Raw genomic sequence first — 12,157 nt, 5'->3', positions numbered from 1 at the left:
GCGCTAGCCGCTAGCGCGCCGGACCAAAACCGAAGTAGGCGCCCTTGTTTGGCGCGGCCTTGTGCGGGGCCTCTTGCGTGTGCTCGCGTGCTGGCGGTGCGGCTGGATCCTCGGCATCGGCATCGGCGTCTTCGTCGGCGCGCGGCCCGAGGTCCAGGTCGTCCACCAGCTGCTGCAACGCCAGCAGCCCCTCGGCCATGGCACGCTGGTAGCTGCGCACGGCCGTGCCGGCGCGGTCCAGCGGCTGCCAGTCGTCGCCGCGGCGCTCGGTCAGCACCCAGACGAAGCGCCCGCCGCGGGGCTCTTCGACGTGGACGGCGATGTGGCGCAGGGCGGGCATGGGCAGAGCCTATCGTCTCGCGCGGGCCCGCAGCGCAGATCGGCCGGCTGCCTGACGGCGCTTGCCTGCGCCGGCCTACGCAGGGGCGGTCAGCGGCGCCGACACTGCAGGCTTCGCCAGTCCACACAAGGGAGGCCGCACATGGCAACTGGGTCGCGCACGCTCTGGAAAGGTGCCATCACCTTCGGTCTGGTCCACATCCCGGTGGGCCTGCACACGGCGTCGTCCGAGCAAGGGGTGGACTTCGACTGGCTGGACAAGCGCTCCATGGACCCGGTGGGCTACAAGCGCATCAACAAGCGCACCGGCAAGGAAATCGCGAAGGAGAACATCGTCAAGGGCGTGCAGTACGAGGACGGCAAGTACGTCATCGTCAGCCCCGAAGAGATCGCGGCGGTGTTCCCCAAGACCACCCAGACCATCTCGATCGAGCGCTTCATCGACGCCGCTGCCATGCCCTTCATCTTTTTGGAGCGGCCCTACTACGTGGCGCCCCTGGCCAAGAGCGAGAAGGTCTACGCCTTGCTGCGCGAGGCCCTGGTCGACACCGGCAAGATCGCGCTGGCCAAGGTGGTGATCGCCACCAAGCAGCATCTGGCGGCGCTGGTGCCATCCGGGCCCGCGCTGGTGCTGAACCTGCTGCGCTGGGGCGACGAGGTCAAGACGCTGGACGCGCTGGAGCTGCCGCCCGCCGGCCGCAAGAACATCAGCGCGGCAGAGATGAAGATGGCCAAGCAACTGGTGGCCGAGATGTCCGGCGACTGGGACCCGGAGGATTTCAAGGACGAATTCCGCCACCAGGTCATGCAGCTGGTCGCCAAGAAGGTCAAGGCCGGCGACACCGAGACGGTGATCCAGCCCGAGGAGGCAGCCCCGGAAGCCGCCAACGTGCTCGACCTCACCGCGCTGCTGCAGCGCAGCCTGCAAGGCGGACGCAAGCCCCCCGCCAAGGCCGCAGCGAAGAAGAGCCCGGCCAGGAAGGCCGCGACCGGCAAGTCTGCGCCGCAGAAGAAGGCCGCCTGAGCGGCTGGCCCCAGGCCGGCTGCGCCTGGGCGCGCCGTCCTACGCCCCTGCGCCCGGCCCCTGTGCAGCATGACGCCATCAACGACCAAGGAGCACAGCATGGCAGACGACAAGGGCCAGACCGCAGCGGACCGCCAGCGGATCGCCATCGACCAGGACTACGAGCGGCGCGATTGGGCCAGGAGCCTCGACACCACCGAAGACAAGCTGCGCGAGGCGGTGCAGGCCGTCGGCAACTCGGCGGACAAGGTGCGCGAGTACCTGCGCAGTCGTTGAGGTTCCGTGGCGCAGAGCACCACGTTCGTGATTCCCGCAGACCGCTTCGCTGCGGCTGTGGCAGCCTTGTGCTCGCCAGGCCCGCTAGGCAGGCCGCCCTCCGGCCCCGGGAAGCCGCCCATCCGCAAAGGACACACCATGGCCGACAACGCCGCCTTGCTCCGGATCCAACAGCAACAGCAACAGCAACAGCAACAGCAACACCAGCAGCAGCAGCCGCTCCAGCCCGAACCCAGCCCGGCGCTGTCGCCGCAGCCGGGCCACATCGACCAGCCGCAGCACCCGCTGCCCGGCAATCCGCCCGTGATGCCGCCACCCACGCCCGTGGAAACGCCGCCGCACCCCGGTCTCTGACCGCGGCCGGCGGCCGTGCGGCGCGGCATGGGCTTGAAGCCGCGTGCGCAGCCCCTATCTCGCTCGGACCTGGTTGAACGGTCCGCTTGAAAGGAGGAAGCACATGGCCACCCAACAACCCGCTGCCGCGGCTCAGCAGCCCGGCTGCATGCCGGCTCCGGGCGCTCGCGTCGACACGGTGCAGGAGCAGGCGATGTCCTACCGCGGCGTGGACATCCGCATCGCGGTGCAGCGCACGCCCGACTATGTGTTCGGGCGCGCCGACCTCGTGGCCGGCGAGCACTACCTCGGCCGGCTGTCCATCGGCAACCCCCGGGCCACGCCGCAGCAGATCCAGCAGCGGCTCGCGGCCCTGGCGCAGGCGCGCGTGGACATCGCCAAGGCCTTCCGCGGTCCACCAGGGTCATGACGACCGGCACTGAGGCGCGCCTGGGCTAGCACCTGGATCACCGCCGCGCGGAGCGGCCCACGAACAGCATGGGCCGGTCGGCAGCCGCCCTATGGCTCCAGCGTGAGTTCAGACAGTTGCTGTTCGCCCACGCCCGGCGCGCGTTCGACCGGCAGCGCCGACCGCACGCACCCCGAGCCGTCGCGCAAGTCCTCCAAGAAGCTCGCGCAGGCCAAGGCCCGGCACGACCGCGCCAAGGCGGCCATCAGTGCACGCAAGCGGCGTGCAAGCGGCCGTGCGCAGTGCTGCGCGCGGACCCTGGACATGCCAACGGGCCTGGCAGCCCGTTGTGGTGCGTCTACTTGCCGTCCCGGTCGGAGTCGCCGGGCACGGCACGCTCGACCCGGTCGCTCAGGCGTTGCCAGGCGTCGCGCGTGGCATGGCGCGCGTTGTCCCATTCGAGGGACGAGCGGCCGCGCGATGCGGACCAGCCCGTGCCCAGCTCGGGCTCGACCTCGTCGAAGGAGCGGCCCGGGTACTTCTCGTAGGCGCTGGCACCGTACATGTAGGCCGGACCGTACTGGTCGTAGTTGGAGCCCGCGGCATAGGGCCGGGTGTTGAAGTTGTCGCGCCAGTAGTTGTCCTCGGCCACCGGGTCGACCTTCGCCGCCTTGCCCGCCAGGGCGCCGACGGCGGCACCGACAGCGGCGCCCAGGGCCGCACCGACCGGCCCCGTCATTCCGCCGACGGCCGCGCCCGCCGCAGCGCCACCGGCCACACCACCCGTCACCGCACCGACCGCAGCCCCGGTGCCGACCTTGCTCTTTTCTTCCATCGTGATCTCCTGTTGAGTGAGCCACCAAGGTAGGGCGTGCGCGTCCCGCGGGCTGCGGGAACAGGCGCTCTGCGCACGTCGTCCATCTCCTGCGTGCGCGTCAGCCGCGCAGGTGGGCGGCCATGCCCTCGGCGTGGCGCAGGATGCTGATCCGGCCATCGGCCTCCAGCAGCGCCAGCTTCATGTCGGCGACATCGCAATCGGCCTCGCGCAGGGCCTGCAGCACGTCCTCGCGCGTGACATGCTCGGCGCGCAGGCGGTCCGCGAGGATGCGGCCGTTGCAGCCCACGACCACGGGCTCGCCTTCGGCCAGCTTGCGGATGCGGTCGCTGCGCGCGCTCGCGCGGCTCACGAGCACGTTGAGGCCGAGCAGCGTGCAGGCCACGATGAGGCCGCCTGCCAGCGACTCCTCGCCCCCCAGCAGGGCGTTGGACACGCCCTCGCTGAGCAGCATGACGACCAGGAGGTCGAAGGGCGTGAACTGCCCGACCGTGCGCTTGCCCGACAGGCGCATGAGCACCAGCAGCGTGGTGTAGACCGCGGTGCCGCGCAGCACCAGTTCCCACCAGGGCAGCGTCAATTCGAACATGCTGTTCCTCCGTGTTGCCGTCCGCGGGCCTTGGCAGTGCGTGCGGCCCGCTGGGCTGGCGCGCAACGCGTCAGCCGCCGCGCTCCCAGGCGGCGCCCGGCTGGATGGCCAGGATCGTGACGCCGCACCGGGCCAGCCGCGCCACATCGCTGCTGCGCCGCCTGGCCGTCTTGCGGTCCAGGCGCGCCAGGCCCAGGGCGCGTGCGCGCTGGAGCGCAGCGGCGGCGAACTGCTCGGCCGACGGCATGCCGCGGCACAGCAGCTCGATGGCGAGATGGCGCCCGTCGGCATGGCGGGCGCGCGCGACCCAGCGCCCCAGGCCCATGTCCACTGCCGTCATGGGCTCTTGCGCGGTGCGACACCGCGGATCTGGGGCTCGCTGAGGCCTTCGGCTGCCTTGCTGCCTTCGCGCACCAGGCCGTACTGGCCGTGTTCGGCCTCGGGGGCGCCGCGCTCGGCCGGCACGCCGGTGCGCGCGCCGTCGTCGGCTGCGTCCGGGAGCATGCCTGCACGTTCGCGGTCGCGGGGTTGGTTGGTGGCCATGGGCTGTCCTTTCGGATGGGGGAGTGGTGTGCTACAGCCTAGGCAGGCTGGCGCGGCCGCGCTGTCGCGCCGGCCCGCAAGCGCTTGTAGGAGAGTCCGCCACCTGCGGGCGCCCGGTGGCCTCGCAGTGGGCCACCACCGATGGCGCGCAGGCTAGGCGCCCGGCTCGGACTGGCTGTCGCCGAGCCGGGCCCGGATCCGGTCGACGCAGACCACGAGGTCGGGGATCAGGGCCAGTGAATCCAGGACCAGCAACAGCACCTCGCGGCTCAGCCGGCCGCCGTCGTACATCCTGAGCAGGGTGTCCAGCAGGTCGCTGGCCAGCGCGCGCATCTCGTCCGATGTGTCGGCCGAGGCAAGTGCACGCCGGCACTGCTCCAACTGCTCGCGGGTCACGTGTCGGTGCATGGTTCGGGGGGCGCGGCGGCCAGTCGGTGCCGGGCCGGCCGCGTCGGGTGCGGGCTGCGTGTCGCGGGCCGGGGCCCGGGAGACGGTGTGGCGACTGTACGCGTACTTCCGTGCAGCACGGCCATGCCCATGGTCCGGACAGGTGCAATGCCTGTGCTGCACAGGCATTGCCGGCGCCTACGCTGCCGCAGGGCTGCGCCGCAGCAGGTAGGTGTCCATGATCCAGCCCTGCGCCTGCCGTGCCGTCTCGCGCAGCTGGGCGATGGGTTCGGCCACGTCGGCCAGCGCGCCGTGGCGCAGCAGCTGCTGCGGCAGGCCGAGGTAGGCGCCCCACCAGATCGACAGGCCTGCGGGGTCCAGGCCGCGGAAGGCGCAGCGCCCGTCCAGCAGCACGGCCACGGTGTCGGCACCGGCCGGCCAGCCGCCCGTCTCCAGCCGCCGCCCGGTGGTGATGGTGACCGGGCTGTTGATGGCGTTGAGCGGGATGGCGTGCGCGGCCGTCAGCGCCTGCAGCGCCGTGATGCCGGGCACGACGCTGGTGCGCAGCGCGATGCGGCGCGCCAGCCGCGCGGCGATGCGCAGCGTGCTGTCGTACAGCGAGGGGTCGCCCCAGACCAGCAGGGCCAGGCGCCCGCCGCCGGGCAGGTGCGCGGCGATGGCCGCCAGCCAGGCCTCGGCAATCGCGTCGTGCCAGCGTTCGACGGCGCCGGCGTAGTCGGTCGCCGCGCCCGCGCGCACCGGCATGTCGAAGAAGGCGATGCGCGTGCCCGCAGTGACGACGGCCGAGCAGATCGCCAGCCGCACGTCCGCCAAGTCTCCCTTGCCTTCGCCCTTGCGCGGGATCAGGATCAGGTCGGCCGCGTTCAGCGCGCGCTCCCCTAGCCGCGTGATGTGGTCGGGGTGGCCGGTGCCGATGCCGACCAGCGCCAGCTCGATCATGCGTCGTCGCCCGCGGGAAAGCGCGGCGTGGCGCCAAGCGGGCGGTAGCGGCGGTCGTAGTCGCTGGCATAGAGCCGGCTGGTGCCGAAGTCCTCTGCGCCGAGGTTGGCGCCGACCAGGATCAGCGCGGTGCGGTCCATGGTCGGCCCCACGGCGGCCTCGATGCTGGCCAGCGTGCCGCGCAGCACGCGCTCGTCGGGCCAGCTGGCGCGCCAGACCACGGCCACCGGGCAGTCGGGCCCGTAGAACGGCAGCAGCTCGGCCACCACCTGGGCCAGCACATGGATGGACAGATGGATCGCCAGGGTGGCGCCGGTGGCCGCGAAGCGCGCCAGGGCCTCGCCCTCGGGCATCGCCGAGGCACGCCCGGAGGTGCGTGTCAGCACCACCGACTGCGCGCGCCCGGGCAGGGTCAGCTCCTGCGCCAGCGTGGCGGCCGCCGCGGCGAAGGACGGCACGCCCGGCGTGACCGTGAACGGGATGCCGAGTGCGCGCAGCCGGCGCAGCTGCTCGCCCATGGCCGACCAGACCGACAGGTCGCCCGAGTGCAGGCGCGCCACGTCCTGGCCGGCGGCGTGCGCGCCGCGGATGGCCTCGACGATTTCGTCGAGCGACAGCGGCGCGGTGTTGACCAGGCGCGCGCCGGGCGGGCAGAAGGCCAGCACGCCCTCGGGCACGAGCGAGCCCGCGTAGAGGCAGACCGGGCAGGCGGCGATCAGGTCGCGGCCGCGCAGGGTCAGCAGGTCGGGGGCGCCGGGGCCGGCGCCGATGAAGTGGACGGTCATGGTTCGCTGGGGTCGATGGGGTAGGGCAGGGCCGCGGCCAATGCCGCCGTGGCCTGCCGGTCGGTGGAGACGGCGCGCGGCGCGAGCAGCCGCGCGCCGGGCCCGGCGGCCGCGAGCGCGGCGGCTTCGGCCAGGCTGCGTCCGCCGTAGCGCGCCGGCGCGAAGGCACTGGGTGTGGCGGGCTGCACGGCCAGCAGAGGCAGCGGGACGCCGATCAGCGGCACGCGCAGTTCCGCGGCGAACTGGGCCAGCGCGGCGCAGTCCAGCTTGTCCTGCGCTGTGGCCACGGCGCGCAGCACGGGGCGGGCCGGCAGCGCGGCGCAGGCGGCACGCAGCGCATCGCGCAGCGAGGCCAGGCCGGCGCCGGAATGCAGGCCCACGCCGAGCACGGTCACAGCTGCACGCTCCACTGCACGATGGGGCGCGACGGCGCCCAGCCGCGCAGGCGGCCCAGCGGCGCGGCCTGGGCGATGTCGATGCGCAGCAGCGCGCCGCCATGGCTGCCCTGCAGCTGCAGCAGCAGGGCTTCGGTCTCCAGCGTGACGGCATTGGCCACCAGGCGCGCTGCGGGGCTGGCAGCGCGCAGCGCCTCGAACAGGGCGAGGTCGAAGCCGCCGCCGACGAAGATGGCCTGCGCGGGCGCCAGCCCCGCCAGGGCCTGCGGCGCGCGGCCGTGGACCACCTGCAGGTGCTCGGCCACGCCGAAGCGCCCGGCATTCGCCTGCACGTTGGCCGCGCGCGCCGCGTGCTGCTCCACGGCACAGGCACGCCCGCCCGCCAGGCACCACTCGACCGCGACGGAGCCCGAGCCGGCACCGACATCCCACAGCAGCTCGCCGGGGCGGGGCGCCAGTGCCGCCAGCGTCAGCGCGCGCATGGGCGACTTGGTGATCTGCCCGTCGTGCGCGAAGGCTGCATCGGGCAGGCCGGCCGTGCGCGGCAGCCCGGCGGCACCAGCCGGCTCCAGCGCCACGGCCACGGGCGCCGCGATGCCGGCCAGGTCGAAGCCTGCGGCGGTGGTCTGGCGCACGCGCTCGCGCGGGCCGCCCAGGGCTTGCAGCACCCACAGCGTGGAGCCGCCGAAGCCTTCTGCGCACAGCCATTGCGCGAACGCGCCCACGGCCTCGGCCGAGGCCAGCAGGCACAGCAGCCGCGCGCCCGGATGCAGGTGCGCGCGCGCGACGGCGAAGGGCCTGGCATGCAGGCCCAGGCAGGCGGTGCCCTCGAGCCGCCAGCCCAGCCGCGCGGCGGCCAGCGAGAAGGTCGACGGGGCCGGGTGTGCCGTCCACTCCTCGGGCGCGAGCTGCGCCGCCAACGATCCGCCGGCGCCGAACCAGAACGGATCGCCCGAGGCCAGCACGGCCACGCGGCGCCCGCGCAGCGCCAGCACCGGTGCGAGGTCGAAGGGCTGCGGCCAGGCCTGGCCGCGCGCACCGGCCTGCGCCAGCGCGAGGTGGCGCGGGCCGCCGAAGACGACCGTGGCCTGTTCCAGCGCCGTGCGGCCGGCACCGGACAATCCGGCCAACCCGTCTTCTCCGATGCCGATGATGTCCAGCCAGCGCTCAGCCACGCCCCGCCTCCTGCTCCTGGGCGGCACCACCGAAGCCCGCCAACTCGCCGACGCCCTGGCCGCGGCGGGCGTGGACGCCGTCTACTCCTACGCCGGCCGCACCCAGGCACCGCGGGCCCAGCCGCTGCCCACGCGCGTGGGCGGCTTCGGCGGCGTGGCCGGGCTGTGCGCGTGGCTGCGCGCGCAGCGCATCACGCAGGTGGTGGATGCGACCCACCCCTTTGCGGCCCGCATGAGCGCCAATGCGGTCGAGGCCTGCGCCGCGCTGGGCATCCCCCTGGTGGCGCTGGAGCGGCCGGCCTGGGTGGCGCAGGCCGGTGACGACTGGCGCGAAGTGCCCGATGTCGCCGCCGCCGTGGCGGCCTTGCCGGCCGCGCCCACGTGCGTGTTCCTGGCCATCGGCCGGCAGACCCTGGACGCCTTCGCCCAGGCCCCCCAGCACCACTACCTGCTGCGGCTGGTGGATGCCCCCCTGCAGCCCCTGCCCCTGCCGCAGGCCACGCTGGTGCTGGACCGCGGGCCGTTCACGGTGGAGGGCGACCGACAGCTGATGCTCGCGCACGGCAGCACGCACGTGGTCGCCAAGAACGCGGGCGGCAGCGGCGCGCGCGCCAAGCTCGACGCCGCCCGCAGCCTGGGCCTGCCGGTGGTCCTGGTCCAGCGGCCGCAGCTGCCACCCCGCACCCGCGTGGCCTCGGTGGCCGAGGCGATGGCCTGGCTGGCGGCTCACCGGGCCGCCCTCGGCGTGTAGACGAAGCGGCCGACGCGCCGGGTCGCGGCATTGCCCACCAGCACCACGGTGCGCATGTCGGCCATCTCGGGCGTCGCCTCGGCCAGCGTCACGGTGCGCAGCCGCTCCTCGGGCGTGCCGACGGCGCGCGCGAAGACGACCAGACGCTCGGGTTCGCAGGTCTCGCGCAGCAGCGCGAGGATGCGCGCGAAGGTGTCGGGACGGCTCACCGAGCGCGGGTTGTAGAAAGCCATGGCGAAGTCCGCGGCGGCGGCGGCGCGCACGCGCGCTTCGATCGTCGTGGCCGGCTTGAGGTTGTCGCTCAGGTTGATCGCGCAGAAATCGTGCCCCAGCGGCGCGCCGGCCCGGGCGGCCGCGGCCAGCATGGCCGTGATGCCAGGGAGCACGCGGATGTCCAATTGCTGCCACTGCGGCGCGGCCTCGAGCGCCTCGAACACCGCGGAGGCCATCGCGAAGACGCCCGGGTCGCCCGAGGACACCAGCACCACGCGCTGCCCGGCCGCGGCCATGGCCAGCGCAGCCTGCGCGCGCGCGATCTCCTGGCGGTTGTCCGAAGGGTGCAGGCGCAGCCCCGCGCGCGGCGCGACACGGGCCACGTAGGGGATGTAGCCGACCACGTCGGTGGCCTGGTCCAGCGCCTGCGTGACCTCGGGCGTCAGCATGGAGGGGTCGCCCGGTCCGAGGCCGGCGATGCAGAGCCAGCCGGCGTTCACTCCAGCACCTCGGGCCGGCGCCCCTGGCCATGGACCAGCACGATGGCGAAGTAGGGGCAGTCCGCGCCGTCCACCTGGGCCAGCGGCACGATGCGCTCGCCAGGCATGGTGCCGCGCTCGACGAGCCAGGCCGCGTCGAGCCGGCCGGCGGCCTGCAGCGCGCGCCGCACGCGCGGCAGGTTGCGGCCGGTCTTCATGATCACCAGCGCATCGGCCGAGCGCATGTGGCGCTCCAGTTCGGCATCGGGCAGCGTGCCCATCAGCACCACCAGCACGTCGTCGCCCCAGGTGATGGGCACGTTGGTGGCCGACCAGCAGCCCACCATGCCGGGCATGCCCGGGATCACCTCGACCTGGGCGCGGCCCTGCAGCCGTGTGTGCAGGTGCATGAAGGAGCCGAAGAAGAAGGGGTCGCCCTCGCACAGCACCACCACGTCCTGCTGCTGCGCCAGCGCCGCCAGGCGCGCGGCCCAGTCGTCGTAGAAGGCGGACAGGCAGGCCTTGTAGGCGGGGCTGTCGAACGGCAGCTCGGTCGTGACCGGGTACTCCATCGCGTACTCCTGCACCGCGGGCGCCAGCATGCCTTCGACGATGCGCCGGGCCTGGCCGGGCCGGCCGCGCTTGCGGAAGTAGGCGACATGGCCGGCCGTGCGGATGGCGCGGTCGGCGCGCACGCTCATGAGTTCGGGATCGCCGGGGCCCAGCCCGGCGCAGAGGATGCGGCCCATCAGATTTCCTCGCGGCTGGCCAGCGCGTTGATGGCCGCCACCGTGATGGCCGAGCCGCCCAGGCGCCCGTCCACGACGATGGCCGGCGCGGGCAGCGTGTCCATCAAGGCGGCCTTGGATTCGGCCGCGCCGACGAAGCCGACCGGGCAGCCCACGATGGCCGCCGGCCGCGGACAGAGCGGGTCCTGCAGCAGGTTGAGCAAATGGAACAGCGCGGTCGGCGCGTTGCCGATGGCGACCACGGCACCGGCCAGCCGCGGGCGCCACAGCTCCACCGCGGCAGCGCTGCGCGTCGTCCCGAGCCGGGCCGCGATGGCGGGCACCTCGGGGTCGTGCAGCGTGCAGACGATGCGGTTGCCGGCCGGCAGCCGGGCGCGCGTGATGCCTTCGCTGACCATGCGCGCATCGCACAGGATGGGCGCGCCGGCCTCGAGCGCGGCGCGCGCGGCCTCGGCCGCGCCGGCGGAAAAGCGGATGTGGGGCGCGAGATCGACCATGCCAGCGGCATGGACCATGCGCACGGCCACCATCTCCTCGGCGGGCGAGAAGCGCGCGAGCGCGGCTTCGGCGCGGATGATGGCGAACGAGGCGCGGTAGATGGCGGCGCCGTCGGTCTCAAAGCGGTGGGGTGTCGGTGGCCTCATGGGGCGGGGCGTCTTGTGTTGTTGTGGTGGTCTCCCATGCGTGGGCGAGATGGGAAGCGAGTGCGTCGGCGCGCAGGGCGCGCCGGTCCGGTGGCGCCGAGGCCTTGCCATGGCGGACCAGGTCGTAGCCCGCGGGCGTGGCGACCAGCGTCACCGTGGGCTCGGCATGCGCGCAGCCCTTGCTGCAGCCGGAGACATGCAGCAGGCCATGCGCGGGCACGAGGCCGGCCAGCGCGCGGGCCAGCGGGCGTGTCGGGCCCGCCGCCTGGCGGCAGCCCTCGGTGCCGCTGCAGGCGACGACGCGCAGCAACGGGTCGGCCGGGTCGTTCAGCAGCCCGGGCAGTGCCGGTGCGCTGCGCGCGCCTTCGACCAGCAGCATGCGCCAGGGTGTGAGGCGCAGGTCGCCATGTTCGGCCAGGTGCGCCAGGATGTCGGCTGGCAGCTGCCCGAACGCGGCGGCCACCAGCCAGCCGCCCGGCACCGGCCCGGGCTGCGGCCTGGGGCCGGCGCGCTGCAGCACAGGGGCCGGCTGGAAACCGGGCGGCGGCGCGGCAGCGTCGCCGCGGGCGAGCCAGTGTGCGAGTTGCATGGCGATGGCCACCGCGTCGTGCGGCGTGGCGCGTGCCAGCAGCGGCGCGCGGTCGGCGCGCACGACGAGGCCTCGGCCGTCGCGCTCGATGCGGACGTGGGCGGGCGTGGCGCGCAGCACGGGCGTGGCGCCGCAGTCCACCGCGAAGCCGAACTTGGCCGGCAGCGCCGGCGCGTCGGGCGCCGCCAGGGCCTGGGCGAGCGCCTCCGCGAGCGCCAGCGTGGCGTCGCCCGGCGCCCGGAAGGGCGTGACGACGATGTTGCGGCGCTGCTCCGCTGCGGCATCGGCGTCGACCAGACCCAGGGCCTGCAGGCCTGCGAGCAGCTCCGGGTGGCTGGCCTGCGCCACGCCGCGCAGCTGCAGGTTGGCGCGGCGCGTGAGTTCGAGCGGGCCCCGGCCGTGCGCCGCGGCGAGCCGCGCGATGCCGGCGGCCTGCGCGCGCGTGAGCCGCCCCGCATGCGGCCGCACGCGCACGATCCAGCCGTCGCCCGAGGCCATGGGCCGCAGCGCACCGGGGCACCAGCCATGGACGGTGGGGGGGGGAGCGCCAGGCGCCGGTGCCGGCGTGGCCGAAGGCTCGCGCATCTGTCCTCTTGAACGGTACGGGCCGGGGCCCGGGGCTGCCGTACGTGGCAAGAGGGGATGTGGTCGGATGGCTTCAGGTCGTGCGCAGCCATGGGAC

Annotated in this window: 19 protein-coding genes; 5 read left to right on the top strand and 14 right to left on the bottom strand. The window is 74.1% G+C overall.

Annotated features, from left to right (window positions below; genetic code table 11):
* Positions 1-10 precede the first annotated feature (10 nt).
* On the bottom strand, positions 11-340 hold the full coding sequence (locus ASF45_RS31825; RefSeq protein ID WP_056673141.1) for a hypothetical protein: 330 nt from the start codon (positions 338-340) through the stop codon (positions 11-13).
* A 141-nt stretch (positions 341-481) separates the two neighbouring features.
* Here ASF45_RS31825 and ASF45_RS31820 point away from each other — a divergent pair, with 141 nt between their 5' ends.
* The 4 genes from ASF45_RS31820 (at position 482) to ASF45_RS31810 (ending at position 2,402) form a co-directional block, all read left to right on the top strand.
* Entirely contained in the window at positions 482-1,363 is an 882-nt protein-coding gene (locus tag ASF45_RS31820; protein WP_056673139.1) for a Ku protein, read from the top strand.
* A 99-nt stretch (positions 1,364-1,462) separates the two neighbouring features.
* Positions 1,463-1,639 (top strand): DUF3606 domain-containing protein, encoded by a 177-nt coding sequence (locus tag ASF45_RS34880; RefSeq protein WP_082551395.1) that lies wholly within the window; start codon positions 1,463-1,465, stop codon positions 1,637-1,639.
* 138 nt (positions 1,640-1,777) lie between these two features.
* Positions 1,778-1,993 carry a hypothetical protein gene (locus ASF45_RS31815; protein ID WP_056673137.1) on the top strand — a complete coding sequence of 72 codons (216 nt, stop codon included), beginning with the start codon at positions 1,778-1,780 and terminating at the stop codon, positions 1,991-1,993.
* Positions 1,994-2,096: 103 nt separating this feature from the next.
* Entirely contained in the window at positions 2,097-2,402 is a 306-nt protein-coding gene (locus ASF45_RS31810; protein WP_056673134.1) for a hypothetical protein, read from the top strand.
* A 337-nt stretch (positions 2,403-2,739) separates the two neighbouring features.
* On the opposite strand, the gene ASF45_RS31805 is transcribed toward ASF45_RS31810, so the two are convergent.
* From ASF45_RS31805 to ASF45_RS31765, 9 genes are all read right to left on the bottom strand, one after another.
* Positions 2,740-3,216: a hypothetical protein gene (locus ASF45_RS31805; protein WP_056673132.1), complete on the bottom strand. Its 477-nt coding sequence runs from the start codon at positions 3,214-3,216 to the stop codon at positions 2,740-2,742.
* 100 nt (positions 3,217-3,316) lie between these two features.
* A complete protein-coding gene (locus ASF45_RS31800; RefSeq protein WP_056673129.1) occupies positions 3,317-3,805 on the bottom strand; it encodes a DUF421 domain-containing protein in 489 nt (162 codons plus the stop codon).
* Between the two features lie 70 nt (positions 3,806-3,875).
* Positions 3,876-4,145: a hypothetical protein gene (locus ASF45_RS31795; RefSeq protein ID WP_056673126.1), complete on the bottom strand. Its 270-nt coding sequence runs from the start codon at positions 4,143-4,145 to the stop codon at positions 3,876-3,878.
* On the bottom strand, positions 4,142-4,348 hold the full coding sequence (locus ASF45_RS31790; RefSeq protein WP_056673123.1) for a hypothetical protein: 207 nt from the start codon (positions 4,346-4,348) through the stop codon (positions 4,142-4,144). The genes ASF45_RS31795 and ASF45_RS31790 overlap by 4 nt, the downstream gene beginning before the upstream one ends.
* A gap of 153 nt (positions 4,349-4,501) precedes the next feature.
* Positions 4,502-4,756, bottom strand: coding sequence for a hypothetical protein (locus ASF45_RS31785; RefSeq protein ID WP_156473257.1), 255 nt, complete (start codon positions 4,754-4,756; stop codon positions 4,502-4,504).
* A gap of 177 nt (positions 4,757-4,933) precedes the next feature.
* Positions 4,934-5,695 (bottom strand): precorrin-6A synthase (deacetylating), encoded by a 762-nt coding sequence (gene cobF, locus ASF45_RS31780; protein ID WP_056673117.1) that lies wholly within the window; start codon positions 5,693-5,695, stop codon positions 4,934-4,936.
* The gene (cobM, locus tag ASF45_RS31775) at positions 5,692-6,480 is read right to left on the bottom strand and encodes a precorrin-4 C(11)-methyltransferase (protein WP_056673115.1); all 789 of its coding nucleotides are present in this window, start codon (positions 6,478-6,480) and stop codon (positions 5,692-5,694) included. The genes cobF and cobM overlap by 4 nt, the downstream gene beginning before the upstream one ends.
* Entirely contained in the window at positions 6,477-6,890 is a 414-nt protein-coding gene (locus tag ASF45_RS31770) for a cobalamin biosynthesis protein (RefSeq protein WP_082551394.1), read from the bottom strand. Before ASF45_RS31770 ends, cobM begins: the two co-directional genes overlap by 4 nt.
* The gene (locus tag ASF45_RS31765) at positions 6,872-8,050 is read right to left on the bottom strand and encodes a bifunctional cobalt-precorrin-7 (C(5))-methyltransferase/cobalt-precorrin-6B (C(15))-methyltransferase (protein WP_056673111.1); all 1,179 of its coding nucleotides are present in this window, start codon (positions 8,048-8,050) and stop codon (positions 6,872-6,874) included. The genes ASF45_RS31770 and ASF45_RS31765 overlap by 19 nt, the downstream gene beginning before the upstream one ends.
* Here ASF45_RS31765 and ASF45_RS31760 point away from each other — a divergent pair.
* A complete protein-coding gene (locus ASF45_RS31760; protein ID WP_082551425.1) occupies positions 8,019-8,801 on the top strand; it encodes a cobalt-precorrin-6A reductase in 783 nt (260 codons plus the stop codon). The genes ASF45_RS31765 and ASF45_RS31760 overlap by 32 nt on opposite strands.
* On the opposite strand, the gene cobJ is transcribed toward ASF45_RS31760, so the two are convergent.
* Genes cobJ through ASF45_RS31740 form a run of 4 tightly spaced genes read right to left on the bottom strand, consistent with a single transcriptional unit; the run spans position 8,777 to position 12,060 of the window.
* Complete coding sequence (cobJ, locus tag ASF45_RS31755) at positions 8,777-9,514, bottom strand: precorrin-3B C(17)-methyltransferase (RefSeq protein ID WP_255357818.1); 738 nt, start codon at positions 9,512-9,514, stop codon at positions 8,777-8,779. The two genes, ASF45_RS31760 and cobJ, sit on opposite strands and share 25 nt — an antisense overlap.
* Complete coding sequence (locus ASF45_RS31750) at positions 9,511-10,242, bottom strand: precorrin-2 C(20)-methyltransferase (protein WP_056673108.1); 732 nt, start codon at positions 10,240-10,242, stop codon at positions 9,511-9,513. Before ASF45_RS31750 ends, cobJ begins: the two co-directional genes overlap by 4 nt.
* Positions 10,242-10,886 carry a precorrin-8X methylmutase gene (locus ASF45_RS31745; RefSeq protein ID WP_056673106.1) on the bottom strand — a complete coding sequence of 215 codons (645 nt, stop codon included), beginning with the start codon at positions 10,884-10,886 and terminating at the stop codon, positions 10,242-10,244. Before ASF45_RS31745 ends, ASF45_RS31750 begins: the two co-directional genes overlap by 1 nt.
* Positions 10,858-12,060, bottom strand: coding sequence for a hypothetical protein (locus tag ASF45_RS31740; protein WP_082551393.1), 1,203 nt, complete (start codon positions 12,058-12,060; stop codon positions 10,858-10,860). The genes ASF45_RS31745 and ASF45_RS31740 overlap by 29 nt, the downstream gene beginning before the upstream one ends.
* Between the last annotated feature and the right edge of the window lie 97 nt (positions 12,061-12,157).

It is taken from the genome of Pseudorhodoferax sp. Leaf265, assembly GCF_001422365.1.
Taxonomy (GTDB): domain Bacteria; phylum Pseudomonadota; class Gammaproteobacteria; order Burkholderiales; family Burkholderiaceae_C; genus Pseudorhodoferax.
The sequence above is the reverse complement of the archived record's forward strand: the minus strand, read 5'-3'. Positions and strand labels throughout refer to the sequence as shown.

Coding starts and splice junctions, on each gene's coding strand:
- ASF45_RS31785 (WP_156473257.1), bottom strand. CDS start 4,756: ATGCACCGACACGTGACCCGCGAGCAGTTGGAGCAGTGCCGGCGTGCA.
- cobF (WP_056673117.1), bottom strand. CDS start 5,695: ATGATCGAGCTGGCGCTGGTCGGCATCGGCACCGGCCACCCCGACCAC.
- ASF45_RS31810 (WP_056673134.1), top strand. CDS start 2,097: ATGGCCACCCAACAACCCGCTGCCGCGGCTCAGCAGCCCGGCTGCATG.
- ASF45_RS34880 (WP_082551395.1), top strand. CDS start 1,463: ATGGCAGACGACAAGGGCCAGACCGCAGCGGACCGCCAGCGGATCGCC.
- ASF45_RS31805 (WP_056673132.1), bottom strand. CDS start 3,216: ATGGAAGAAAAGAGCAAGGTCGGCACCGGGGCTGCGGTCGGTGCGGTG.
- ASF45_RS31795 (WP_056673126.1), bottom strand. CDS start 4,145: ATGACGGCAGTGGACATGGGCCTGGGGCGCTGGGTCGCGCGCGCCCGC.
- ASF45_RS31825 (WP_056673141.1), bottom strand. CDS start 340: ATGCCCGCCCTGCGCCACATCGCCGTCCACGTCGAAGAGCCCCGCGGC.
- ASF45_RS31815 (WP_056673137.1), top strand. CDS start 1,778: ATGGCCGACAACGCCGCCTTGCTCCGGATCCAACAGCAACAGCAACAG.
- ASF45_RS31800 (WP_056673129.1), bottom strand. CDS start 3,805: ATGTTCGAATTGACGCTGCCCTGGTGGGAACTGGTGCTGCGCGGCACC.
- cobM (WP_056673115.1), bottom strand. CDS start 6,480: ATGACCGTCCACTTCATCGGCGCCGGCCCCGGCGCCCCCGACCTGCTG.
- ASF45_RS31760 (WP_082551425.1), top strand. CDS start 8,019: ATGCCGATGATGTCCAGCCAGCGCTCAGCCACGCCCCGCCTCCTGCTC.
- ASF45_RS31750 (WP_056673108.1), bottom strand. CDS start 10,242: ATGGGCCGCATCCTCTGCGCCGGGCTGGGCCCCGGCGATCCCGAACTC.
- ASF45_RS31790 (WP_056673123.1), bottom strand. CDS start 4,348: ATGGCCACCAACCAACCCCGCGACCGCGAACGTGCAGGCATGCTCCCG.
- ASF45_RS31745 (WP_056673106.1), bottom strand. CDS start 10,886: ATGAGGCCACCGACACCCCACCGCTTTGAGACCGACGGCGCCGCCATC.
- ASF45_RS31820 (WP_056673139.1), top strand. CDS start 482: ATGGCAACTGGGTCGCGCACGCTCTGGAAAGGTGCCATCACCTTCGGT.
- ASF45_RS31740 (WP_082551393.1), bottom strand. CDS start 12,060: ATGCGCGAGCCTTCGGCCACGCCGGCACCGGCGCCTGGCGCTCCCCCC.